The sequence below is a fragment of the Paraburkholderia sp. MM5482-R2 genome, assembly GCF_050436125.1.
GTDB classification, from domain to species: Bacteria; Pseudomonadota; Gammaproteobacteria; order Burkholderiales; family Burkholderiaceae; genus Paraburkholderia; species Paraburkholderia tuberum.
On the sequence record NZ_JBNDLP010000001.1, the window covers coordinates 265906 to 288109 of the forward strand.

Here is a 22204-nt window from a genome sequence, read left to right on the forward strand (position 1 = left end):
GGGCGACGTCGCGATTAGATCGACTGAAAGAAAGATTTCACGTTATCGTAAAATACGAGGGGTTCGCGTTCCGCGCGCAAGGGAGATGCCTCGATTTTCATGCTTACTGGTCGCGAAGAACACCGAGAGTGGGAGTTGCTCAAGGCAGCGTACTTGGTCTGAGTACTGACAGTGCCATTGAAAATGACGCCTGCGTCGCTCCGTTGAGATCATTCATCAGCCATTTAAATTTATCTATGTTCAACCCCTTTACAAAGCCGGGAGCACTCATTCGCCGACTTCAGCAGGTGGCGGTGCGTCTGTTTGCAGAAGAAACAAGTTGCTACAACATGACGTCGATTCAATTCGGCGCTCTTCAGGTGATCGCGGATAGGCCGGGCATCGACCAAATATCCTTATGCCAGGCAACCGATATAGACCGTACAAGCATTATGCGTGTGCTAGAGCGTCTCAAGTCTGAAGACCTGATAACGAAGGAAGCAAGCACTGAAGATCGCCGAGTCAGTAGTATTTCCATTACAGAAGCCGGTCGAGAACGCATTGATAGTCTAATAGAGCGGGCCGAGGCGTCTCAAGTTCGCTTGTTGGCTCCGTTGACATCAGATGAACGTCAAGAGTTCATGCGGATAATGATCAAACTGGTGCTTGCGCACTCAACTCAGGAAAGCCCAGCTATTCGTGAGCTCGTGGATGATGCCCATAAACGAATACGTTTGGAAACTGGAACGTGAATGCGTAGGAAAGGTGGCGAGCGAAACTGGGCAAGTCTTGACCGGTGACAGTTTCATGCCACTGGCGACCGGGACACATATCACTGACGGTGGGTTGACCGTGGCCATTCGAGATACTTCCATTATTGAGCAATGAACCCATGGCGTACATGCTACCGGCCGGCATCGAAGTAGATATGTGAACCTAGTTCATCGCAGTTAGTATTGCTCCATAGACCTGAGAAGGTTAAATTATGCTCCCTTCCGGTTCTTCACCTTCGCGGGTGCTTTTCAGTGCCGATCGCGCGAGGTTCCTATGGGTCTCTCGTTCCTGGACGCTCGCCGCATCTCGAAGCCGGCCACAATGCCCGTGCGGATTCCTTTCTGGGCGTTCGCTCTCGATGTGCACAGCGTTGGAGTCGCAACATGAACCTACGTCAGTTGAACTACCTCATCAGAGTCGTTGAAGCGGGCAACATCACTCGCGCGGCGGAGCTGTTGCATGTCGCCCAGCCCGCGCTCGGCATGCAGATACGGCAACTCGAAACCGAATTGGGTGTGGAGTTGCTGATACGGCATTCGCGGGGCGTCGCAGCTTCCGAGGCCGGCCGGCTGCTTGTCGAGCGCGCGCGAGAGATCCTGGGGTTGGTGGAGTCGGCACGATACGATGTGGCAGCGTTGGCTGGCAAAACCCGCGAGCACCTCAGTGTAGGCCTGACCCCGAGCGTGATGTCGGTGATGGGCCCCGACCTGATCGTCAAAACAAAGGAGTGCATCCCTGACCTGTCGGTCAGCTTCACCGAAAACCTGAGCTATGCGCTCGTCGACGCAGTGGAAAAAGGTGAGCTCGACCTTGCCCTTGCATTCGACGCCGACGAACAAACCGGATTGAACTACATTCATCTGCTTTCGGAGGAACTGCTGTTTGTCGTCGCGCCTGACCAGGCTACCGCGGAACGTCAGATCTCCGTAGAGGATTTGCTTGGGTGGCCGCTTATCCTGACCGGTCCCCGGGACTCCGTACGCCGGACGCTGGAAATCGCCGCACAAGCGATCGGCATGACGCCGGACATCGTGTTCGAGGTGCAATCGGTGGCGGCCATCAAACGCCTTGGTGCGCGACAATTGGGAAGTCCGCTTTTGCGACAACTATGATGGCCGGTGGTGAGGAGTCGAAGGCGGCGTAGCCGCCGCAGACGACGAGCCACCGGCAGCGCCGATTCGGCGGGGGCTTAGGATGGCTGACTGAAGCTAAAAGAACAGTCAACCAATGCCTGGTACTCACATTACCGATCGACAGGTTCATCTCTACATGACCAAGCGCAAAGATCACACCCAGGAAGTTGCCGCCGCGAAAGCGGGTATGAGCGTGCGCACTGCACGTCGCGCGACGAACGCCACTGAGTTGCCCTCGCAGAAGCCAGAACGTCAATGGCGCACGCGCGCCAATCCGTTCGCTGATGTTTGGGATAGCGAAGTCGTGCCATTACTACGCAGTTTCCCGAAACTCAAAGCGGTCACCTTGCTGCGCAAACTGCAGGAAGACCATTCTGGTCGCTTCCCCGACGGAATGCGGCGCACGTTGGAGCGGCATGTCAGCCGGTGGCGTGCGCTGGAAGGGCCCAGCAAGGAAGTGTTCTTCCCCCAGACGTATCAGCCCGGCGTACGGGGCTTGTCCGACTTCACGCATATGGAGAAACTGGGTGTGACGATCGCCGGCGTCGCGTTCGGACACATGCTCTATCACTTTGTGCTGGCGTTCTCGCGCTGGGAGTACGCCAGCGTCGTTGATAGCGGAGAGAGCTTCCAGGCTCTTGCGGCAGGTTTGCAAAACGCTCTATGGCAGGCGGGGGGCTGCCCGAGCGAACACCGCTCTGACAGCCTGTCGGCCGCCTTTAAGAATCTTCAGGAAGAAGAAGACTTCACGGTTCGCTATAAGGCCTTGCTTGAGCACTATGGGATGGAAGGCACGCGCAACAATCGAGGCTTGGGCCACGAGAACGGTAGTGTCGAATCCTCGCATCGATGGCTGAAGGAAGCGGTCGATCAGGCCTTGTTACTGCGCGGTCATCGGGATTTCGACGACCGGCCAGCCTATGACGAATTTGTGCGCAGTGTGGTGATGCGCCGCAACCGGCGCAATGCCGCCGCATTCCAAGTCGAGCGTGAGTACCTGCGGGATCTGCCTGAGCACCGTACCACCGACTTCGTCGAGGACGAGGCGCGCGTGACGCGCTGTGGCACTTTTACGGTGGACAACAGCCTCTACAGCGCGCCGTCACGCCTGATCGGACATCGCCTGAAGGTGCGGCTCTATAACGATCGGCTTGACTGCTATCTGTCTGGCGCGCTGGTACACAGCACGGCGCGCGTCACACGCACGAGCAAAGGCCGCGGACGCGCCATTGACTACCGGCATTTTATTGAGTCGCTCAAACGCAAACCTCAGGCCTTCAGGGGTCTCGTGTTTCGTGACGATCTGTTTCCGCGCGAAGCTTACCGCCGGACATGGGAACGCCTGGATCAAGCGCTGAGCCCGCGCAACGCCTGCAAGACCATGGTGGGCCTGCTCGATCTGGCCGGGAACCACGGCGTGGAGGCTCAACTGGCAGAACGGCTCGACGCCTTGCTCGCGCTCGGGAAACTGCCCGATCTGAAGGCGCTCTTCGACGAATTCGCGCCGCGTGAGGCCGAATGTCCCGTTGTGTCGGTCGAGATGCCGGATGCCTCGATCTACGACGCGTTGCTTGATGAAGAGGTGTTCGCATGAGCGCACCAACTTACGACATCGGCCGCATGGGACTGATGCTCAATGAACTGCGTCTGCCAACGATTGGTCGGCTGTGGTCTGACTTCGCCCAGCGCTCGGATAAAGAAGGCTGGCAAGCCTCGCAACTGTTGGGCGTATTGTTCGAGCATGAACTGGCTGAACGGGCGAAACGCAGACTGGAACGTCATCGTGTCGAATCACAATTGGACCCGACCAAGACTCTTGCCACGTTCGACTTCAGTGTCGTGCCCATGGTATCGAAGGCACACGTCATGGCGCTGGCCACCGGCGATGCGTGGCTCGAGAAGGGCGCCACGATCCTCCTGTTTGGGCCACCTGGCGGGGGCAAGAGCCATCTTGGAAGCGCCATCGGACACGCGCTGATCGATGCAGGGTACCGCGTTCTATGCACGCGTACCAGTGACTTGGTGCAGAAACTTCAGGCTGCGCGAAAGAGTCTGCAATTGCCCTCGGCACTCGCCAAACTCGACCGCTTCGATCTGATCATCCTGGACGATCTGTCCTACGTCAGGAAGGACCAGGCTGAAACCAGCGTGCTGTTCGAGTTGATAGCTGAAAGGTATGAGCGCAAAAGTCTTCTCATAACGGCAAATCAGCCGTTCTCGGGCTGGCATAACGTCTTCCCGGACCCCGGCATGACGGTGGCCGCCATAGACAGGCTTGTTCATCACTCGACGATCTTCGAGCTGAATGTCGAAAGCTATCGGCGCCGCAACGCCAGCGACAAACAGAAAGAGCGGCGGCGTCAATTACCCACGGACGACCACAACGGAGCGACAACTATAGCCAATTGACAGCGACAATTACCCCCGTCGACCGGCCATCATAGTTGTCGCGCAACCGGACATCGTAGTTGACGATATCCACGCCTCGTCGCGCTCGGCCTCGGCGCAGCCATCTTGCCGCCGGCAGTCATACGGGAAGAACTTCAGCAAGGAAAGCTCGTCGCGCGACACATCGTCGACCCGCCGCTGATGCGCAACCTCCATCTGGTCAAAGCTATCGCTCAACCGCAACGCCGCCACGAGGCGGCGTTGGTGGCCTTGATGCGGGACATGCTAGCCAGTACGTTGCAGGCGACGCCCGGGTTGTCCCACGTCGCCTGACGAATCGTCAGATCTTAAAGGCTTCCAAGGTCTCTGGCGCGAAAAGGTCCTCCGGAGCATAGCGCTGCTTGGACAGCCCACACTCGTGGTGGTAGCGCAGAAAGGTCTCCAGCGTATTGCGGTTGTTCTCAAAGCCGTACGACCAGAAATCCGAGCCCATTTCCTGTTCCACCTGTTCAAGCGTTGCCATCAACCACGGATGCATGACCTTGAGCGCTGCGGTTTCTCGCAGGTTCTCGTACGCCGTCCGTTGGGCCTGCGCAAAAGCCTTGAAGAGCGATTGAGCAAGCCAACGGTTGGCTTCGTAGATTTCGCGGCGGATGACGATCGTATGCATGATGGGGAAAATACCCGTCTTGCGAAAGTAGTCGCGCTCGAGCTCGCCGTAGTCGGGAAACAACCGCTTGACGCGGTCCGGATGCGTCAGGAACGTAGACGGCGTCCGGGCGGTGTGCAACGCGTCGATCTCACCTTCGAGCAGCATTCGCGAAAGGGTCTGGGTGGCGCCGATAGACTCAATCTTGATGTTAGACGGCAGATCGAGCTTGATCTTTTCGGGGCGGCCCGGCTCTTCCTCGCCGCCAGTCACGTAGGTTACGCTGTCGACCGGAACGCCGTAATATTCGGCCAGCGTGCCGCGAATCCAGACCGGCGCGGTCATTTGAAATTCAGGCGTTCCGACGCGCTTACCGATTAGATCTTTGGCTTCGCGGATACCAGAATTGGCATTGACGTAAATGCACGAATGACGGAAATATCGCGACGGAAAAACCGGAATGGCGACGAAGGGACGATCCTTGCCCAACGATACCGTGTACGAAGACAGCGACATTTCAGCAACGTCGAATTCGCGATGCCGCAACATGCGAAAGAACGTCTCTTCCACCGGCATATTCAGGTAGTTTAAATCCACGCCTTCTATTGCGACTGTGCCATCCATCAGAGGGCGAGTGCGGTCGTAATCCCAGCAGCCCAGCGTTAGTTTCAGCTTCGACATAGTGCCGCCATTGCTCCGTTCAAGGTTGACATCGATGCTCTTTCGTCGTGCATCGCAGGGTAGCGAAGTGCCTGGGCGCCGTCACGAGACCGTCCTCAGTGTTTTAGACCCGGGGGCCACTCGATCGGCCTTGCCGCGCTGCGTGCTCAGACGGAAAAGACAACGCCTGGATGGTCTGCGGATCTCGACATGCGCAGCCTGCCCCGACTCGTAGCGCGGCGCGAGGTATTTGCTACCCCCTGTCGGCGACGCCTCGGTCCATGAACCACGGCGCTTCAATGCACCGTATTAAAGCGGAAACGGGGCGGGACGACCAATATCGTTTTTTTTCCGCTGCTACAACAATTCATTTTGGACTGGTCTCGATGCGAGGAACGATGGTGGGCGTCAATCTTTCGCGGCGAACCTGCCGGCATCCCCTGGCATCGGCATTGACCAGGAACAACAATCGTCCCGCCACTTCGACCTTTGAACGGTCGACCCATCTGGCTTCTTGCCCTGAGCGCTATTTCCTGGGCAGCACTGGGATCCCCAACTGCGCCATGACTGCGGTGATGTGGTCCAGGCACTTTTCGACGTTCGCGTTGTACCGATCCGAGAGCGTCGGGTTGGATCGCTTCGGATCGGTGTACTTTCTCTGCTTGACTTCCAGATAGCCGGCCGCCATGTCTAGCTGGTTCTTCGGTCGGTCGCCCTTAATGAAGTCAATGATGCCCAGGTTCCGGTTCTTGCCAGCGCCGTATCGAATCTTTCATTAAGGTTGAATGAGATCGATTTTTTCATTCCGGTGCTATTTGATTCCCAAATTGGGCGTTCGCCGACGGTGGTGGTATTTGCCATGTGCACGTACTTCGTGCCGTCTACACGACCCATCGCCGCTGCAGTCGGATCGTCCTGGCCGTAGTAGGTCAGGAAGCTATTTTCCGTGGAGAAATGCTCGATCGCGGCACGGCACATTTTGCAGGGCTTGAGCGTTGAGTAGATGCGTGCGCCTGCCGGCAAGCGCTTGCCGTACATCAGCAGGGCACTGGTTTCCGCGTGCAGCAACGGGTGCGCACCGTTTTTCTTTCCCCAAGCCAGGATCTGCCCCTGTGAGGACACAATCAGTGCGGCCACGCCGGTGTTCGCTCCCTTGCCAAGGAGCAAGCTGAACGCCGCCGACAGATAGAGACGGTGCACGTTGTGAACACCAGTATGAGGTGCGCTCAACTCGGCCGGGGGAGTGCGCTGGGAGATGTCGACGTTCGGTCCCGCGACGTGGAGTTCCTCGGCCAGGAGTCGGACGTCGCGGGGCATCAAGTTGTGACCCTTTCTCGTCCCGGATAGGACGTAGGCGCCGTTGATCTCGACAGACGGAATTTTTCGGAATCTGACTGTCGTGTCCTTATCCTCGTCTGCGAGCAGGCCCAGCGCGGCTTTTTCCCAGGTGGTAGCCTCCTGATCGCTCAGAATCTCCTTGATCTGCTTTGGCGCGAAGCTGTTTAACAGAAGACGCATTCCCGGCGGGATGAGGTCGTCTTCGGTCTCGCAATAGGCGCCACCCTTGCTGCCATTTTGCGGCACGGTGCGTGCACGGCCCATCTTCTTTCTCCAGCGAAGCCGGTCGAGGGCGCCAGCCGCGCGACGTGAATATAAGCGATGAACGGCTGCTGTGCGGAGTCGAATTCTCCGCATTGAGCCTCAGGCAACGGTCGAACACGGAAGCTCGGCGAGCGAGCCGATGCGTTGCGCCTGCACTCCTGGTGGATTTCCGAGTACGGCCACGGCAGATCTCTCGCTTGCCCGCCACTACCCCTATTTCATACTCGAGTTACTCGAGTCGTTTCGATAGTCGCCAGCCTTAACCGTGACCGCCGAAAAAGCCACCGGCGCTGCCGCCAGCGAAACTGCGCCTATCCTGCTTTTGAGTTTTGGCCAGCTAGTGGGATCGTACTTCGCCGTTTCTTTGACGCAGCACCACTTTTCGCAGGTCGCATGCGCCGCCAATATCTTCGTGGCCTCAGCCTCGTTTGAACCCCTGTGCCCCCCGTATTCTTTTACGGTGTCGCTGGTCCCTTTCTTAAGGCTTTCCTTCAATTTATGCATATCCGAATGCTAGCGACTATGCGCCGGATGGCGCAAGTGCGGGCTTCACTTTTGAGGTCCGAGGATCCATCCCCCGCCTACATGGACCCGAGACAGATTGGCAATGTCTTCAATAAAGGTCACCGGACCGATGTACCGACCGGCCGAGCCGATCGACTACGAAAGACAAATGCTTGAAGACCGCACGTCTGGCGTCACTCGTCCTGGCCGACGTTTGCGGTTGTGACAACAGCGATTCTCGATCTGCGGCCCCGGCGGCGAGCACAACGACGACTGCTCAGATACTCGCGTCAGCCTTTTCCCCGACCGTCCGTCTGCAAGCCGTCACATTGCTGACGTAGAACCCGGCCTCGCCAAATGCCGGTTAAGGCCGACAGGATAGGGGTAGGAAACGGCGGTCGCCGTCCCCTTGCTTGAGAAAGGACTGGATGAGTTTCAGCACCCGGCCGTCCGCAATCCGCCCGGCCACTCTCGCAAGAAGGGGAAGGTGCGGAATCGAGTCAAAATAACTTTGCAGGTCGGCATCGACCACCCAACAGTAGCCCGCTTTCACATGCCGGTCCACTTCGCGCAGCGCATCCTTGCAGCCAAGGCCCGGGCGGAAGCCGTAGCTTCTTGGCTCGAACTCATGCTCAAAGATCGGCTCGATCACCAGCTTCAGGGCCGCTTGAACGACGCGGTCCTTCACAGCGGGTATACCGAGCGGGCGGCGTCCTTTACCTTTCGGTATGTAGACGCGTCGCACCGGCTGCGGGCAATAGCTACCATCCTGCAATGCATGCGCCAGTTCAGCGAGGCATCGGTCCCGCGCTTGCGCGAATCGCTTCACGCTCATGCGATCAACTCCCGCCACCCCGGCGTTCTTCTTGACCTGATTCCACCCCAGCGCGAGCGTTTCCAGGCGAAACACCTTGTCGATCAGACTATGCCACTTACCTCCTTTAACTCCGTTTTGTAGAGCAGCCAACATAGCGTCCGTCCAGATCGAAGCCGATGCGAATTTCCGCTGCACGCAGCTTCCCAGCGCATCTGCATCTCGTCTAGTCGTTTCCGACACTGGCGATGCTTCGATCTTCACCAGCGCATCGATGGCGCGATTCACGGCGGTACCGATCGCCCCGGAAGAACTGTCTACCTGCTCGAGCGCCGGCGAAAGCTTTTCGAGCAGGGCGACAGCGCCGTCGGCTGCGAGAACAGGATCGGCACGGGCGATCTGGCGGATTTCGGTCAGCGCCTCCTTCAGACGCTGGATTGGCAAGGCGGACTTCCAGCCGAAGGCGCCACGCCGGAATCGCGCGGCGAACACCCATTTGTGAGAAGCGGTTCGCGACATGTTCTGTGAATCTTCTCAGCGCGTCTTCATGTAGGCAGCGTACAGCGCCCCGTTGAGCGCCTGCAGTTCGCGCCGGGTTTCCAGCAGTTCGTGATGCCGGCCCTGACGCTCCAGGCTGAGTAACCCGAGCACCACCTTCGCCGCCCGCTCGGGCGCATTCTGTCGCGAAGGCTCTGCCCGTTTGAACACCGGCGCGAGGCCGGCCTTTTCCGTGAGTACCCACGCCGGAAACCACGTGAGATCGTCAATGTCGCCAGCGCCGTCGAACGACGTATCGAAGGCGCGCCGCAACCTGTTGACGCACGCGTCGTCAAGCCGGCTCAAAAGCTGGTCAAACCGGGAGGGCGAAAGCCATGCAAGTTCGATCAGCAACGGCCACGCCGCGTCCAGGCCATCGAGCCGGTAGCGCGCCTCCGTCATCCAGCACAGCGGCGCTGGAATCCGTCGCCACGACGCGATGCGAGATATCGAATCAGAGGCCTCGGCCCACCTCGCAGCAAGCAGGAAGAGCGGCGCCGCGTGTGCATCCGCGTGGTCCGCTCGGAAAGGCAGCGCAGCGGCGCGTCCGGCCAGTTCTGCCCAGAGCGGTGCGAGCCAGGTCGCCCCGCCCTGCCCCGGGAACGCGCGCGCGACTGCGGGCTGGACTTCTTGAGATAGGGCCTGCCGAGCCTGCAGGGCGGCATCGTGACGATCAAACGGTACCGTCGATCGGCCCTCGAGGGCATTGACGATCGCCCCGAAATACATCACGGCGTCGTCGTCTGGATATTCGTTCGCAAGGGCCTGCAGCGCGCGCCGCCCGCCCGCCCGCGGCATCGTACTGCTGCAACGCGGACAGGACATCGTTGCGCAGCATCACGTCGCGGCTGTCGTTGAAAATGTCGAGCTGCATCCGTCGGGTTCAGAACAGTTTGCTGGTCAGGCTGACGAGATTAATCCATTTGATCGTGCTTCTCAATTTTCTGCGGTGCTCATCGACTGAGTCGATCATTGCGCGCCGACCGCCCGCGTCAGCGACCACGGTGCGTGCGCGTCATCAGTGATCGTGTTCCGTCGGGTCCACAAAAGACGGTTCCCACGCCTGTCCGCCGTAGAACACGCCAACGATTGACACCACCTCGGGGTCCACAAGGTAAGCAATCACTGCGCGCTGCCGGTAGTGGGTCACGCGCAGGCCAGGCAACAGATCATTGCGCGGCACGCCGCGCTCAGGGAACGTCTGCAGGCGCAGGCAGAAACTCACGATGGCGTCGACGTATCGGGCCGCCGTGATGGGCGAACCCGCTTCACAGATAAACCGTTCGATGTCCTCAAGCTGGTCCCGCGCTTCCGGGGCAAACTGCACCCGGTAGTTCATGCGGCGCCCGAGCGCTTCTTCGCCAGGTGAGCGCGCACCTGCTCGGGCGTGAGCGCGCGCGCGGGCTCCGCGCGCAACGCTTCGGCCGCAGGCACCACCTCATCACGCAACCAGGCCTCGATGGCCCTGTCGCGGGCCGCGAGGGTGCGTAACCCGTCGCGGATCACCTCGCTTTCAGAAGCGTATTCGCCGCTGGCGACCTTGGTGCGGATGAGCTCGGCCATCTCGTTGGGCAGGGTAATGCTGAACTGCTGTGTGGTACGCATGGCGCTCTCCAAGCTGACAGGATTTAATCCTACTCCGTCGACGGGGGTGCTGGCAAGGGCCAAGGCAAGTCCACGCTGGTGAAGACGGTGGCGCACGCACTGGCGCCGATTGCCGGCGAAATCAGCGAAGGCAAAGGCCTGAACATCGGCTACTTTGCACAGCAGGAGCTGGACGTGCTGCGTCCTCTCGACACACCGTTGGAACACATGATCCGCCTTGCCAGGGACACGCCAGCGCACCTGCGTGCCCCCGGCCAGAGTGGCATCGAACAATCGCTTCGCACCTTCCTCGGCACCTTCAACTTCAGTGGTGACATGGGCCATCAGGCGGTCGGCACGATGAGCGGCGGCGAAAAGGCGCGGCTCGTGTTGTGCATGATCGTGTGGCAGCGCCCCAACCTGTTGCTGCTCGACGAGCCTACCAACCACCTCGACCTGGCCACACGCGAAGCGCTAGGCATGGCACTCAACGAATTCGAAGGCACAGTGTTGCTGGTCAGTCACGACCGGTCCCTGCTGCGCGCGGTATGTGACGAGTTCTGGCTCGTCACCAAGGGTGGCGTCGAGCCCTTCGACGGCGATCTGGACGACTACCAGCAGTTCCTGCGCGACGAAGCCCGTCGCATGCGCGAGCAGGCTGCCGCGGAGCAGAAGGTCATCGCCTGAGTTACCTCCAGGCGGGCGGCGGCCATTGCATGGCGGGCGACGCGCGGACGTTCGCCAACGTCTTCAGCATTCGTGCGGACAAGCGCGCTCCAATGCAAGATATCGGCGGCACAAGCAGCCAGTCGATGCCGCGCCACGGATCGTGGACGATCCGCCGATCAACCCGTCCGGCGCTCTGCATATCAGGTGACCACCCGTCAGGGACACCTTGGGAGGGCACGTACACGCCTCGGCACGGCGAACATCGGCGACGCGTTCGCGCGAATCGTCGTATGGGTTCTACGAAACGATCCAACATGCACAGGTTCCGATCCACCGAACATCAGTGGACTCGGCGCAAGATTTAGAACGTGTGAACCTGAACGGCAGAAATAGCGACTACAAACATATCCGCTCCGGTCGTGACAAGGTGGGCGGCGCCCAACATCTCATCAGCGGGGCGGGTGAGATAGCGGACTATGGTCGGTCATACTGCCCGCCCGAAATAGCGACATTACATCGTTGCCCGAAGCGGAAAGCTCTACTTCTGAGCGCCGTTAAAAACGGGGGACTACCGAAGGCCCTCGATCTGCCTTTGTATCCGGCCATCAACGTCGGCGGCATCAACATTGATGCACGCCGGCACAGATGGTCGCTCAGGTATCGAACGGGGTGTTTTTTGAGCGGGGGATGAGCGGTATCATCGCGTCCAGCCATGACTCACAACCCTACTTCGCAGTAGCCGCCGCATTGGCCCGCGCCTTATGCAATTTTTTGTAGCTGTCGATCAGGCGGTGGTGCCTGTCGAGACCCTCCAGCTTCATACTCGTTGGCGTTAGCCCAAAGAAGCGCACGCTGCCGTCCACTGTCCCAAGTACCGCGTCCATGCGGGCGTTGCCAAACATTCGACGGAAGTTGACCACGTAGTCGTCCAGTTCAAGGTCGTCATCGAGCATCACCTCCAGGACCACATTCAAGGCCTGGTAAAACAATCCGCGCTCGACCGTGTTGTCGTTGTACTGCAGAAAAGCTCCGACCAGCTCCTGCCCTTCCTCAAATTGCTTCAAAGCGAGATGAATCAACAGTTTCAACTCGAGAACTGTTAGCTGCCCCCAGTCCGTATTCTCGTCAAATTCGATGCCGATCAAAGTGGCAATATCGGAGTGCTCGTCCAGCTCACTGTTCTCCAACCGCTCAAGCAGTGCTGCCAGGGAGGCATTGTCCAGTCGATGCAAGTTCAAAATATCCGCGCGGAACAATAGCGCCTTGTTTGTGTTATCCCAGATCAAATCCTCTACCGGGTAAACTTCCGAATAATCGGGCACCAAAATCCGACAGGCTACGGCACCCAGTTGGTCATACACCGCCGTGTACACCTCTTTGCCCATGTCTTCGAGAATGCCGAACAAGGTTGCTGCTTCCTCGGCATTGGAGTTTTCACCCTGGCCAGAAAAATCCCACTCAACAAACTCGTAATTCGCTTTGGCGCTGAAAAAGCGCCACGACACCACACCGCTGGAATCAATGAAGTGCTCAACAAAATTGTTTGGTTCAGTCACGGCGTTACTGACAAAGGTGGGCTGAGGTAAATCGTTCAGGCCTTCAAAACTACGCCCCTGCAGTAATTCCGTCAGACTCCGTTCCAGCGCCACCTCGAAGCTCGGGTGCGCGCCGAACGAGGCAAAGACACCGCCTGTGCGCGGGTTCATCAAGGTGACGCACATCACCGGGTAGGTCCCACCCAGCGACGCATCCTTTACCAGCACCGGAAAGCCCTGCTCTTCCAATCCATGAATTCCGGCCAGAATGCCAGGGTATTTCGCCAGCACTTCGTGCGGCACATCAGGCAAAGCGATTTCGCCTTCCAGAATTTCGCGCTTTACCGCCCGTTCGAAAATTTCGGACAGACATTGCACCTGTGCTTCGGCCAGCGTATTACCGGCACTCATGCCATTGCTGACGAACAGGTTCTCGATCAGGTTGGACGGAAAATACACCACTTCGCCGTCCGACTGCCGCACAAACGGCAGCGAACAGATGCCGCGCTCCACATTGCCGGAGTTGGTGTCGTATAGACGCGAGCCATACAACTCGCCATCGGGATTATAAATTTCGAGGCAGTACTCATCCAGAATTTCAGCCGGCAGCAAATCCTTAGGGCCAGGCTTGAACCAGCGCTCATTCGGGTAATGCACAAACTCCGCATTGGCGATGTCTTCGCCCCAAAATGCACCGCCATAGAAATGGTTGCAATTCAGTCGCTCGATAAACTCTCCCAACGCTGACGCCAACGCGCTTTCTTTGGTCGCTCCCTTGCCATTGGTAAAACACATCGGCGAGTGCGCATCGCGAATATGAAGCGACCACACATTTGGAACGATATTGCGCCACGAAGCGATCTCTATCTTCATGCCCAAGCCCGCCAGAACGCCCGACATATTGGCGATGGTTTGCTCCAACGGCAAATCCTTGCCCGCAATATAGGTGCTGGCATCAGAAGCCGACTTCAACGTCAGCAACGACTGAGCATCGGCATCCAGGTTTTCTACCTCTTCAATCACAAACTCGGGCCCGGCTTGCACCACTTTTTTCACCGTACAACGGTCGATGAAGCGCAAAATACCTCGGCGGTCCACTTCCGAGATATCCGACGGCAACTCAACCTGAATCTTGAAAATCTGTTGGTACCGGTTTTCCGGATCAACGATATTATTCTGCGACAGGCGGATATTTTCGGTAGGAATATTGCGATTTACGCAGTACAACTTCACAAAGTAAGCTGCACACAAAGCCGATGAGGCCAGAAAATAATCGAACGGACCAGGCGCCGAGCCATCGCCCTTATAACGGATAGGCTGGTCGGCCACTACCGTGAAGTCATCGAACTTGGCTTCAAGACGCAGCTTATCGAGAAAATTGACTTTAATTTCCATGGGGAAATTCCAAAAATTGTGCTCAAAATGATGTAGCCGCTATTATCCGTCACCAAGTGCAGTTGCTGTTGCAGATCGCGAATGTTGCTAGCGGTGTCCATTGAAGCGCTGACGCTGTCCGTTTTTTCCGCTAGCGTCGCTTTGCCCCCGGAGCACGAACTCACTGCCCGGAACGACTGACAAAGCGCAGCACGATAACACTCTCACCGCCATCAATGCGAACAGTGGTGGAGGCCGCCTAAGAAACATCCAAAGTGCCAAACTGCCTGGCGTTTTTGGTCTGCGCGCTGAGATGTCCGCGGTCCGAGATCAAAAAAATGACCTCCGGTATTTGCGCTTGCTGCCTCAGGCCGATGCGCTAATCGCGCGCCTCGACAGCCGCACTAGCCAAATTCGAGGACACGCCGAACGCTACCAAAATCAATGGACATCCTGTCGCTCATTCCTAACTGCAACGCTAGTGGTGACAGAATTGTCAATCTGGCCTCCTGGCCTTACCTCGCACGGGACACCCGTTCTCGCCACAAACGGTGAACTATTAGCAGAAACGGTTAACAGCAACACCTTGCGGCGATGCAATGCAACGCTCGGACTCGCTAGCAGTCACAGCAGGACCCGCGGATCGGGACCGAGCCAGATCGTTGGTCCCGGTTCGAACGGCTGCTTTGGAGAAATCCGGTCGACTGCTGTGGGTCGCGCTCTGCCGGATAGCAGTTCGGCAAGAGTCGGCCATGTGCGGTCGGTCGACGTCGCCGTCGAAATTGCTGAAAATTGCTGACTTGAACCGACAGAGGAGAGATTACCCATGAGCTTAAAGTCACAGCGCGTACGAGAGATGGTTCGTGCTGCGGCGTATCGCGAGGCATATTTGATCGGCCGCAAGGCGTTGGAAGAGTCTGCGTGTGACGACGAAGTGATTGCTGCGCTACGCGATTTGACCACGCAGCTAAGGTCAAATTGCATGGACCTTGCGGCACGGAAGATGGACGTCGGTCCCGAGTATGACGCTCTTGAAAAGCTGCTGAGAGAAGCGAACAGATTGATTGGCGAAGACTTGTACGGGCGCAAAATTGCCTCACCACCAAGTCAGGAACGGTAGCGTGTGCCGAGGCCCTCAATCATGCCCACCTCCCCGAAGGGAGGGCGGTGTTCCATTCCATCTGGGTCGTGCGCCGCCGATCAAGCATAGGCGCCAGGCTGCCAACAGCGGTCATTGTGCCAAGCTTTTAAGATGGAGCCTGACTTTGCGGCTTTGTGCCGCTGCGTGACGGGTCTGATAGCGAAGCCTGAAATCGTTGACCCTAGCGCAAACGGCGCACGCTGCACGCGGCTATCGCGCTGAACCTGAGCCTGTCATGGCAACACCGCGGTGTCACGCAGACGATTAGTCAACCTGGCACCAACGACCAGAATCTGGGCACACAATGGCCCGTGCGCCGTTCAGCCAGACTTCCTCTGCGTCCAGTTGCAACGAGGTTGAAGGCGCGATGTCGAAGGCAACCTTGAGGGCGTGCCCAACATGGGCATCTTCGATGGGAAGCTCCCAGGTCAGAAATATTTGGATGCAATCCTGGTCCGGCGCGAAGTCGGCCACGTTAAAACCGCTGCTGCTGCGTTGAATGACGCCATGAGGCTGACCAGTATCGAATATCACAGCCGTTCCCCGGGTTAGGGGAATGCGATGGCCCGTAGAGGGAAAATGCAAGTCCAGACCCCTGTCCTCGCTCAGGAAGAGATTGCAAAAGGCCGCACCGCCATATTGCGCACCGTCATGGTGGTACTTCGCGCCGCGGCAGGCCATGAGGGCTACGTCACTGGAGGCGAGCACCTTAGGCAGTCCAAGCGCGCACGTCCAATCGGACACTGCCTGCACACAGCGCGTGTAGTCCGGCCAGCGCGCCTGCGCTCGCGCCAAAGGCATTGCCTCGACGTCCCCGGGCTCCAGGACCAGGCGCGACGATGTCTCTCTTTCCCAATCTGCGAGCAGGCGCGCAGGGGGCACGGGCACGTCAACCGAGCCTGATAGCACGATGTCACTCACGCGTCGACTGCGGATGATGTCGCCACTCCAGAAAAAGGAAGTCAGCATGTCTCGCACTCGATGCTGTTAAGGTGGGGGTGAATCTGGACCATTGTAACGATTCCAAGCGACCACTTCGGCCACAACCGGCCGTTCGCGGCCGGTTCGTGAGTGTCCGTTCACCACCGACCACCTGCCGTTCGCAGCGGCGGGGGACCTACAGTTTGTCGGCCTGCGCTCGCGGATTGGAGGCCGAGCCGACCGGCACCGTGACGGGGCCGCCGCTTCCGGAAACGCTGAGGGGGCACTTCCAACGGATTCCGGTCGACCACGTGTTCAGAAAACAGCCTCCTCAACGTTATGGTTCTGAGTAGAGCGGAGACGCCTGCCGTCTACGCGCGGGCTGACCCTGTATGCAGTCCGCGCCCGGATCGAACTCGCCCCGACACCCTGGTCACCGATGCGGATGTAACGGGCGCTCATGCTCGTGGTCCTCCGCTCTCGAATCAAGCCTCACACGGTGTCGTCAACGTGGCCCATCGTTCGACAATTTTCCGGTTCGCAAACCGCGACAGGACAAAGCCGTGAAACTCAATCTTTTTCCCGGAGATAACGTCGGTGGCGCGCCACGTGTTTCTGACCATCACCTTGTCACCTTCGGAAATCATGTCTTCGATCGTGACGTGCAAGTCCGGCCACTTTTGATAAGCCGCCTTCATCATGGCCATCGCGGCTTCGGGGCCGACCTGATGACCCGACGGTTCGTCGCGGCCGAGGAAATCCGCGCTGAAGTTCGCCGATGCGACTTCCGGTTTCTTCCGGTTGACGAAGTCTTCGAAGTGATCGGCCACGAATCGCTTCATCTCTTCCAGCGTCAGACCGGGATCACCCTTCAGCGGTACTTGAAGCGGTTCCATCGCTTCTCCTTAGTTCGTCAGCATCTTGAACGCATGCTGCCAGTCGTTCCTGAGGAATCCCGGCAGGCACCACAGCATGCACAGCGGCTCGATCGCGCGTGCCGATACGATGCTTCCGCAGTCGTAGGGCTCCCATCCGAACTGCCGGGCGATTGCGCCAACCCGGGCCTTCGCATCGTCGCTGTTGCGGCACAAAAACATCGTCGGCGTGCCTTGAGAAAAATGGGGATTCACCATGAGCGCGTTGCCGACGCTGTTGAAAGCCTTGACCACGTGGGCGAGGTGAACCTTCGCCTGAATCCTCTCGCCGAGCGACTCGTTCGGTCCCGTCGTATATTTCAGGACCCCGTTGACCGGCGACTCGTCGGCGAGCGGGTTGGTTGCATCGATGACGGTCTTGCCGGCGAGATTCTCCGGCCCCGCAAGCTCGATCACGCTCTCAGCGATGCGGCCGAGCACGGCTAGCACGACGATCTCGCCAAACCGAGCGGCTTCGTCGAACGTCCCGGCCCTGGCTCCGGTTGTATTGCGGACCCAGTCCTGTATCTCCTTCTTGTGCGGATCTCGGGTGCCCAGCATCGTGTCCTGGCCATGCTTGACGAAGCCGGCGCCCAGTGCTCGGCCGACATCACCTGATCCCAATACGCATCTGAGGGTTGAATCGTCACCCCTGCCTACACCGCTTAACAGGCAGGACGCGGATTGTTGCCAATCATATGTACGGCCCGGCAACGCGAATGCTGACTGGATATGTAGGGCCATTAGCAGGGAGCCATGGAGAGCGCGCAGCTAGGCCGTGGTATTCGCGACGACTTGCGGCAAGCAAGGATAAAGACTGCGACAGGCAGCCTCGCCCGTGCGCTTGAGTCCAGCATGTGAACTGGGGAAGGCTTGCACAGCTGTTAAGGGAGTGTGCCCCCGATGATGTGCAAGCTGGCGGAGCCTCCGTAGTAGTCCGAGGTCGGGAAAGCCGGCTACATGGCGAAGGGAGGCAGTTGAAGTGGTTTGCCTGGTTGATTAGCTGACTGTAGTGAGGTGAAGACCTTCGATAATCAGTGAAATACAAAGCAAACGGGCGGCACGGTGGAGCGGTGTCGCCTTCGATTGGAACGACACTTCAGCGGAGAGCCGGATGCGCTGAGAGGCGCACGTCCGGTTCGGGGAGGAGAGGCAGGGAAATAGTTCGACTACGCCCTGTCTCTTACTCCACTCAAGGTGAGCGGCCAGTGGAAGTATCTGTACCGCGCGGTGGACAAGGCCGGAAATACCGTCGATTTCCTACTTCGAGCCCATCGCGACAAGGCTGCCGCCCGTCGCTATTTCGAGAAGGCGATCGAGCGGAACGGCGAGCCGCAGACCATCACCGTGGATAAGAGCGGTGCCAATCTGGCCGCCCTGCAAGCCATCAACGGCGAACGGCAGACGCCCATCAAGATCCGGCAGATCAAGTATCTGAACAACATTGTCGAACAGGACCATCGCGCGATCAAACGTATCATCAAGCCGATGATGGGCTTCAAGAATTTTCGCTGCGCCCGCGTCATCCTGTCAGGTGTCGAAGTAATGCATATGATCAGGAAAGGGCAGATGAAAGACGCTGGTATCCAGCGGACTGTTGCCGATCAATTCTATTCGCTGATTATATAAGCAATCCTGATCATCTAGGAGGTGCCTCGTCCTGCCATTCTTATCGCGACACAACCGACCGAAATACGCAGTGTCCATCGCATATGTCCCTGCGGGAAAGTTTTCCTCCTGCTTCCGCGCGGTCGCTTCATCGCTTTGGCCACGTCGGATGCCAGTTCCGCCTGCTCGCCGGCGCACACTGCTGACGGACTTCCGTCCTGACACAGCTTGCGCCGCGAACATCCGATTCGCATTCACCTGATGACGACGGGCAACTCCAGAGACGGCCGCTCCGGGCTCGAAGGTCACACGCGCGGTCGCAAGTTTCTCCTCGACAGAGCGGGGCCGGCGCTGTTCGGTCTCCGGCGGAACTTCCATGGATTCCATACAAGAGAGCTGGCCACGTCCTTCGCACCACCTCAAAAGCTGTCTCCCTGCCCAGTCGCGTTAGGTCATTTCTCCCTGCCCAGTCCGAGGAGCGCCTAGTCTCGCCCCATCCAGGGGTTCCCCTGGCTGACGGCCCGTCTGCGATGGTATTAAATAAATCAACTTGATTTAGTTAGTCGTCACTGCAGTATCCATCGGAGGAGCAGCGTGAGAAGTCCTCATATCGGTCAAGGCAGCAATTCGGCGAATGTGCGGCGTTACAACGAGCGCCTCCTCTTGCAGGCGCTACGTCGCACAGAGCCCGCCTCAAAAGCCGACCTGGCCCGCCAGGCGAACCTGACGAACACCGCGGTGGGCAGCATCATCGCGTCACTCGGCGAGGCAGGACTGATCGAATTCACCGGCCGCCGCCTGGAAGGCCAGCGGGGCCAGCCCGCTTCGCTGATCCGCCTGCACCCGCGCGGCGCCTTCGGCATCGGCGTGCGGCTCGACCGCACCAGCATGGAGACGGTGCTGGTGAGTTTTGCCGGAGAGATGCTGGCTAGGCGCGCACACGACATGGTGTTGCCTCATCCTGCAAAAGTGCTCGAAATCGTGCACGACGATATTCAGAAAATCCTTCAGATGCTCACGCCACACGAGCGCGAACGGCTGGCCGGCGTCGGCGTTGCCCAGCCGTACAACCTGGGCAGCTGGCTGCGCGAGCTTGGCCTGCCGGCTGACACGTTCCGTGCCTGGGACGGAGTGGACTTCGCGGGCGAGCTGGGGCGGGCCGTGTCGCTGCCCGTGTTCAGCGAGAACGACGGCAACGCTGCGGCCATCGCGGAGTTGTTCTACGGCTACGGGCGGCAATCGGACGATTTCCTCTACCTGTTTGTCGGGCCGGCGATCGGCGGCGGCATCGCCGTCGACGGCGACTGTCTGCGCGGCGTGAGCGGCAATGCGGGCGACATCGGCGTCATGCCGGTTCCACCTAGCCGCCTGCCGTCAGCGCTCCAGCCCAGCGGGCAATGGGACATCCTGCTTTCACGCGCGTCCCTCAACGCGCTCGCACGGCATCTGCGCTACAGCGGCGAATCGATTGAAAAGCGGGCGGACCTCGAAGCCTGCCTGGCGCGCGATCTGCCAGCCGTCAATGAATGGATCGACGATTGCATCGATGCGCTTGCCCCCGCCCTGCGCTCGATGCTGTGCGTGCTCGACGTTGCGGTGGTCATTCTTGACGCTGACGTCGACTGCGGCCTGCTCAGTACGCTGATGACGCGTCTGCGCACCGCCATGGTCGCGGCTGCGCCGGAGGCGCGTGGCACCCCGGAGCTGGTCCAAGGTACCTTTGGGCCGGACGCTGGCGCGCTCGGCGCGGCGACGCTGCCCATGTTCTTCAACTTTTCGCCGCGCACAGGAATTCTCAAAGGCGCGGGTACTACACCCCAGGAGGTGACCCATGTCCAGTTCTGAATGCCGGCCCGCGCTGCTGGAGATGCGCGGCATTAGCAAAACCTTCCCCGGTGTGCGCGCACTCGACAACGTGCATCTCACCGTGTACCCAGGCGAAGTGCATTCGCTAATGGGCGAAAACGGCGCGGGTAAGTCCACCCTGATGAAAATCCTCTCGGGCGCTTATCAGGCCGACTCAGGCGGACAGATTCTTATCGACGGCAAGGCCGAGGTCATTAACGGCCCACTCGCGGCGAGAGCACTGGGTGTGGCGGTCATTTACCAGGAATTAAGCCTCGCGCCCAATCTGTCGGTCGCCGAAAACATTCATGCGGGGCGCGAATTGCGCAAGGGCGGCCGTTGGGGCGTCGTCGATCGCCCGGGAATGGAGCGCGCCTGCGAAGCCGTGCTCAAGCGCCTCGGCGCAGCCTTCAAACCGCACACCCTGGTGGGCGATTTGTCGATCGCCGAGCGGCAACTCGTCGAGATCGCACGGGCCGTGCACACCCGCGCCCGTATCCTCGTGATGGATGAGCCGACCACGCCGTTGTCATCACGCGAAACGGACCGCCTCTTCGATCTGATCCGCCAGTTGCGCGCCGAAGGCCTCGCGATCATCTACATCAGCCATCGGATGGCTGAGATCTATGAACTTTCCGATCGCGTTTCCGTGCTGCGCGACGGCACGTATGTCGGCACGCTGGTGCGCGAGCAGCTCTCTGCCGAGAGCCTCGTAAAAATGATGGTGGGTCGCGACATCTCCGGCTTCTACAAGAAACAGCACGCGCCCTACGATCCGGGCAAGGTCGTGCTGTCGGTGCGCAACGTCGCCGACACGGGACGCGTACGTGGCTGCAGCCTCGATCTCCACGCGGGCGAGGTGCTCGGCATCGCGGGCCTCGTCGGCGCGGGCCGCACCGAACTGGCCCGGCTCATCTTCGGCGCGGAACCGCGGGCGCGCGGAGAAGTGTCGGTGGACGGCAAGGTACTCGCGCTGCGCACGCCGCGCGATGCCATCGACGCGGGCCTCGTCTACCTCACCGAGGACCGCAAGGGCCAAGGTCTCTTCCTCGACATGAGCGTGCGCGACAACATCAACGTCGCCGTCTGCAACCGGGACGCCCGGCTCGGGGTACTCGATCTGGCACGCGGAGCTTCCCGCGCGAGCGATGCAATCGCCGCCCTATCCATCCGCGTGCCGAACTCCAAGGTCAACGCGGGTGCGCTGTCCGGCGGCAACCAGCAGAAAGTCCTGCTGTCGCGCCTGCTCGAGACCAAACCGCGCGTCCTCATTCTCGACGAGCCGACGCGTGGCGTAGACATCGGCGCGAAGTCCGAGATCTACCGGATCATCAACGAACTCGCGCGCACGGGTGTGGGCATCATCGTCATATCGAGCGAGTTGCCGGAAATCATCGGTGTGGCCGACCGCGTGCTGGTGATGCGCGAAGGCGAATTTGCGGGTGAACTCGGGGGCCATACCGGCACGCCGATTGTTCAGGAAACCATCATCGCGCTGGCCACGGGCTCTCGTCCCGCGCTGGGCGAAGCGGCCTGATTTCTATAAGAGACAGGATCTCGAGTATCCAGGAGG

The 22204-nt window shown here is 59.3% G+C and carries 19 protein-coding genes and 3 pseudogenes; 11 read left to right on the plus strand and 11 right to left on the minus strand.

The genetic code is table 11. From position 1 onward, the window contains the following. The first annotated feature begins 128 nt into the window (after positions 1-128). The 5 genes and pseudogenes from OKW37_RS01160 to OKW37_RS01180 form a co-directional block, all read left to right on the plus strand. The gene (locus tag OKW37_RS01160; RefSeq protein WP_143037339.1) at positions 129-731 is read left to right on the plus strand and encodes a MarR family winged helix-turn-helix transcriptional regulator; all 603 of its coding nucleotides are present in this window, start codon (positions 129-131) and stop codon (positions 729-731) included. 405 nt (positions 732-1136) lie between these two features. Then, positions 1137-1865 (plus strand): LysR family transcriptional regulator, encoded by a 729-nt coding sequence (locus OKW37_RS01165; RefSeq protein ID WP_429401524.1) that lies wholly within the window; start codon positions 1137-1139, stop codon positions 1863-1865. Positions 1866-1980: 115 nt separating this feature from the next. Then, a complete protein-coding gene (istA, locus tag OKW37_RS01170) occupies positions 1981-3480 on the plus strand; it encodes an IS21 family transposase (protein ID WP_429401526.1) in 1500 nt (499 codons plus the stop codon). Then, on the plus strand, positions 3477-4295 hold the full coding sequence (gene istB / locus OKW37_RS01175; protein WP_063500950.1) for an IS21-like element helper ATPase IstB: 819 nt from the start codon (positions 3477-3479) through the stop codon (positions 4293-4295). The genes istA and istB overlap by 4 nt, the downstream gene beginning before the upstream one ends. Positions 4296-4379: 84 nt before the next feature. Beyond that, positions 4380-4607, plus strand: a pseudogene (locus OKW37_RS01180) (LysR substrate-binding domain-containing protein); the annotation flags it as partial. Between the two features lie 7 nt (positions 4608-4614). Here the strand turns inward: OKW37_RS01180 and OKW37_RS01185 are convergent. From OKW37_RS01185 to OKW37_RS01205, 5 genes are all read right to left on the minus strand, one after another. Then, a complete protein-coding gene (locus tag OKW37_RS01185) occupies positions 4615-5604 on the minus strand; it encodes a 4,5-dihydroxyphthalate decarboxylase (protein ID WP_090812308.1) in 990 nt (329 codons plus the stop codon). 505 nt (positions 5605-6109) lie between these two features. Continuing rightward, positions 6110-6271, minus strand: a complete 162-nt coding sequence (locus OKW37_RS01190; RefSeq protein ID WP_143037338.1) for a GTPase-activating protein — start codon at positions 6269-6271, stop codon at positions 6110-6112. Positions 6272-6273: 2 nt separating this feature from the next. Continuing rightward, positions 6274-7185, minus strand: coding sequence for a Bd3614 family nucleic acid deaminase (locus OKW37_RS01195; protein ID WP_167368839.1), 912 nt, complete (start codon positions 7183-7185; stop codon positions 6274-6276). A gap of 868 nt (positions 7186-8053) precedes the next feature. Next, positions 8054-9022, minus strand: a complete 969-nt coding sequence (locus tag OKW37_RS01200) for a reverse transcriptase domain-containing protein (RefSeq protein WP_244145130.1) — start codon at positions 9020-9022, stop codon at positions 8054-8056. A 15-nt stretch (positions 9023-9037) separates the two neighbouring features. After that, complete coding sequence (locus OKW37_RS01205) at positions 9038-9769, minus strand: hypothetical protein (protein WP_429401529.1); 732 nt, start codon at positions 9767-9769, stop codon at positions 9038-9040. Here OKW37_RS01205 and OKW37_RS01210 point away from each other — a divergent pair. Beyond that, a complete protein-coding gene (locus OKW37_RS01210; protein ID WP_429401531.1) occupies positions 9747-10004 on the plus strand; it encodes a hypothetical protein in 258 nt (85 codons plus the stop codon). The two genes, OKW37_RS01205 and OKW37_RS01210, sit on opposite strands and share 23 nt — an antisense overlap. Positions 10005-10058: 54 nt before the next feature. On the opposite strand, the gene OKW37_RS01215 is transcribed toward OKW37_RS01210, so the two are convergent. Next, complete coding sequence (locus tag OKW37_RS01215; RefSeq protein WP_090812305.1) at positions 10059-10379, minus strand: type II toxin-antitoxin system RelE/ParE family toxin; 321 nt, start codon at positions 10377-10379, stop codon at positions 10059-10061. After that, positions 10376-10645: a type II toxin-antitoxin system ParD family antitoxin gene (locus OKW37_RS01220; RefSeq protein ID WP_088176933.1), complete on the minus strand. Its 270-nt coding sequence runs from the start codon at positions 10643-10645 to the stop codon at positions 10376-10378. Before OKW37_RS01220 ends, OKW37_RS01215 begins: the two co-directional genes overlap by 4 nt. 57 nt (positions 10646-10702) lie before the next feature. Between OKW37_RS01220 and OKW37_RS01225 the strand changes: the two are divergent. Beyond that, positions 10703-11311: pseudogene (locus OKW37_RS01225) on the plus strand (ATP-binding cassette domain-containing protein); the annotation flags it as partial. A gap of 707 nt (positions 11312-12018) precedes the next feature. Here the strand turns inward: OKW37_RS01225 and OKW37_RS01230 are convergent. Continuing rightward, the gene (locus OKW37_RS01230; RefSeq protein WP_090812303.1) at positions 12019-14223 is read right to left on the minus strand and encodes an OsmC domain/YcaO domain-containing protein; all 2205 of its coding nucleotides are present in this window, start codon (positions 14221-14223) and stop codon (positions 12019-12021) included. Between the two features lie 805 nt (positions 14224-15028). On the opposite strand from OKW37_RS01230, the gene OKW37_RS01235 reads away from it, so the two are divergent. Then, positions 15029-15322, plus strand: a complete 294-nt coding sequence (locus OKW37_RS01235) for a hypothetical protein (protein ID WP_090812301.1) — start codon at positions 15029-15031, stop codon at positions 15320-15322. Positions 15323-15607: 285 nt separating this feature from the next. Here the strand turns inward: OKW37_RS01235 and OKW37_RS01240 are convergent, their stop codons facing one another. The 3 genes from OKW37_RS01240 to OKW37_RS01250 form a co-directional block, all read right to left on the minus strand. Then, positions 15608-16312, minus strand: coding sequence for a hypothetical protein (locus OKW37_RS01240; protein WP_090812300.1), 705 nt, complete (start codon positions 16310-16312; stop codon positions 15608-15610). A gap of 437 nt (positions 16313-16749) precedes the next feature. Beyond that, complete coding sequence (locus OKW37_RS01245) at positions 16750-17094, minus strand: ester cyclase (RefSeq protein WP_244145046.1); 345 nt, start codon at positions 17092-17094, stop codon at positions 16750-16752. 75 nt (positions 17095-17169) lie between these two features. After that, positions 17170-17922 carry an NADPH-dependent F420 reductase gene (locus OKW37_RS01250; protein ID WP_429401535.1) on the minus strand — a complete coding sequence of 251 codons (753 nt, stop codon included), beginning with the start codon at positions 17920-17922 and terminating at the stop codon, positions 17170-17172. Between the two features lie 441 nt (positions 17923-18363). On the opposite strand from OKW37_RS01250, the pseudogene OKW37_RS01255 reads away from it, so the two are divergent. From OKW37_RS01255 to OKW37_RS01265, 3 genes and pseudogenes are all read left to right on the plus strand, one after another. Continuing rightward, positions 18364-18807: pseudogene (locus tag OKW37_RS01255) on the plus strand (IS6 family transposase); the annotation flags it as partial. A gap of 573 nt (positions 18808-19380) precedes the next feature. Continuing rightward, positions 19381-20631, plus strand: a complete 1251-nt coding sequence (locus OKW37_RS01260) for an ROK family transcriptional regulator (protein WP_090812408.1) — start codon at positions 19381-19383, stop codon at positions 20629-20631. Then, positions 20618-22168, plus strand: a complete 1551-nt coding sequence (locus tag OKW37_RS01265; protein WP_090812409.1) for a sugar ABC transporter ATP-binding protein — start codon at positions 20618-20620, stop codon at positions 22166-22168. The genes OKW37_RS01260 and OKW37_RS01265 overlap by 14 nt, the downstream gene beginning before the upstream one ends. The last annotated feature ends 36 nt before the right edge of the window (positions 22169-22204 follow it).

Coding starts and splice junctions, on each gene's coding strand:
- OKW37_RS01250 (WP_429401535.1), bottom strand. CDS start 17,922: ATGGCCCTACATATCCAGTCAGCATTCGCGTTGCCGGGCCGTACATAT.
- OKW37_RS01235 (WP_090812301.1), top strand. CDS start 15,029: ATGAGCTTAAAGTCACAGCGCGTACGAGAGATGGTTCGTGCTGCGGCG.
- OKW37_RS01215 (WP_090812305.1), bottom strand. CDS start 10,379: ATGAACTACCGGGTGCAGTTTGCCCCGGAAGCGCGGGACCAGCTTGAG.
- OKW37_RS01190 (WP_143037338.1), bottom strand. CDS start 6,271: ATGGCGGCCGGCTATCTGGAAGTCAAGCAGAGAAAGTACACCGATCCG.
- OKW37_RS01205 (WP_429401529.1), bottom strand. CDS start 9,769: ATGTATTTCGGGGCGATCGTCAATGCCCTCGAGGGCCGATCGACGGTA.
- istB (WP_063500950.1), top strand. CDS start 3,477: ATGAGCGCACCAACTTACGACATCGGCCGCATGGGACTGATGCTCAAT.
- OKW37_RS01230 (WP_090812303.1), bottom strand. CDS start 14,223: ATGGAAATTAAAGTCAATTTTCTCGATAAGCTGCGTCTTGAAGCCAAG.
- istA (WP_429401526.1), top strand. CDS start 1,981: ATGCCTGGTACTCACATTACCGATCGACAGGTTCATCTCTACATGACC.
- OKW37_RS01165 (WP_429401524.1), top strand. CDS start 1,137: ATGAACCTACGTCAGTTGAACTACCTCATCAGAGTCGTTGAAGCGGGC.
- OKW37_RS01220 (WP_088176933.1), bottom strand. CDS start 10,645: ATGCGTACCACACAGCAGTTCAGCATTACCCTGCCCAACGAGATGGCC.
- OKW37_RS01240 (WP_090812300.1), bottom strand. CDS start 16,312: ATGCTGACTTCCTTTTTCTGGAGTGGCGACATCATCCGCAGTCGACGC.
- OKW37_RS01185 (WP_090812308.1), bottom strand. CDS start 5,604: ATGTCGAAGCTGAAACTAACGCTGGGCTGCTGGGATTACGACCGCACT.
- OKW37_RS01200 (WP_244145130.1), bottom strand. CDS start 9,022: ATGTCGCGAACCGCTTCTCACAAATGGGTGTTCGCCGCGCGATTCCGG.
- OKW37_RS01265 (WP_090812409.1), top strand. CDS start 20,618: ATGTCCAGTTCTGAATGCCGGCCCGCGCTGCTGGAGATGCGCGGCATT.
- OKW37_RS01195 (WP_167368839.1), bottom strand. CDS start 7,185: ATGGGCCGTGCACGCACCGTGCCGCAAAATGGCAGCAAGGGTGGCGCC.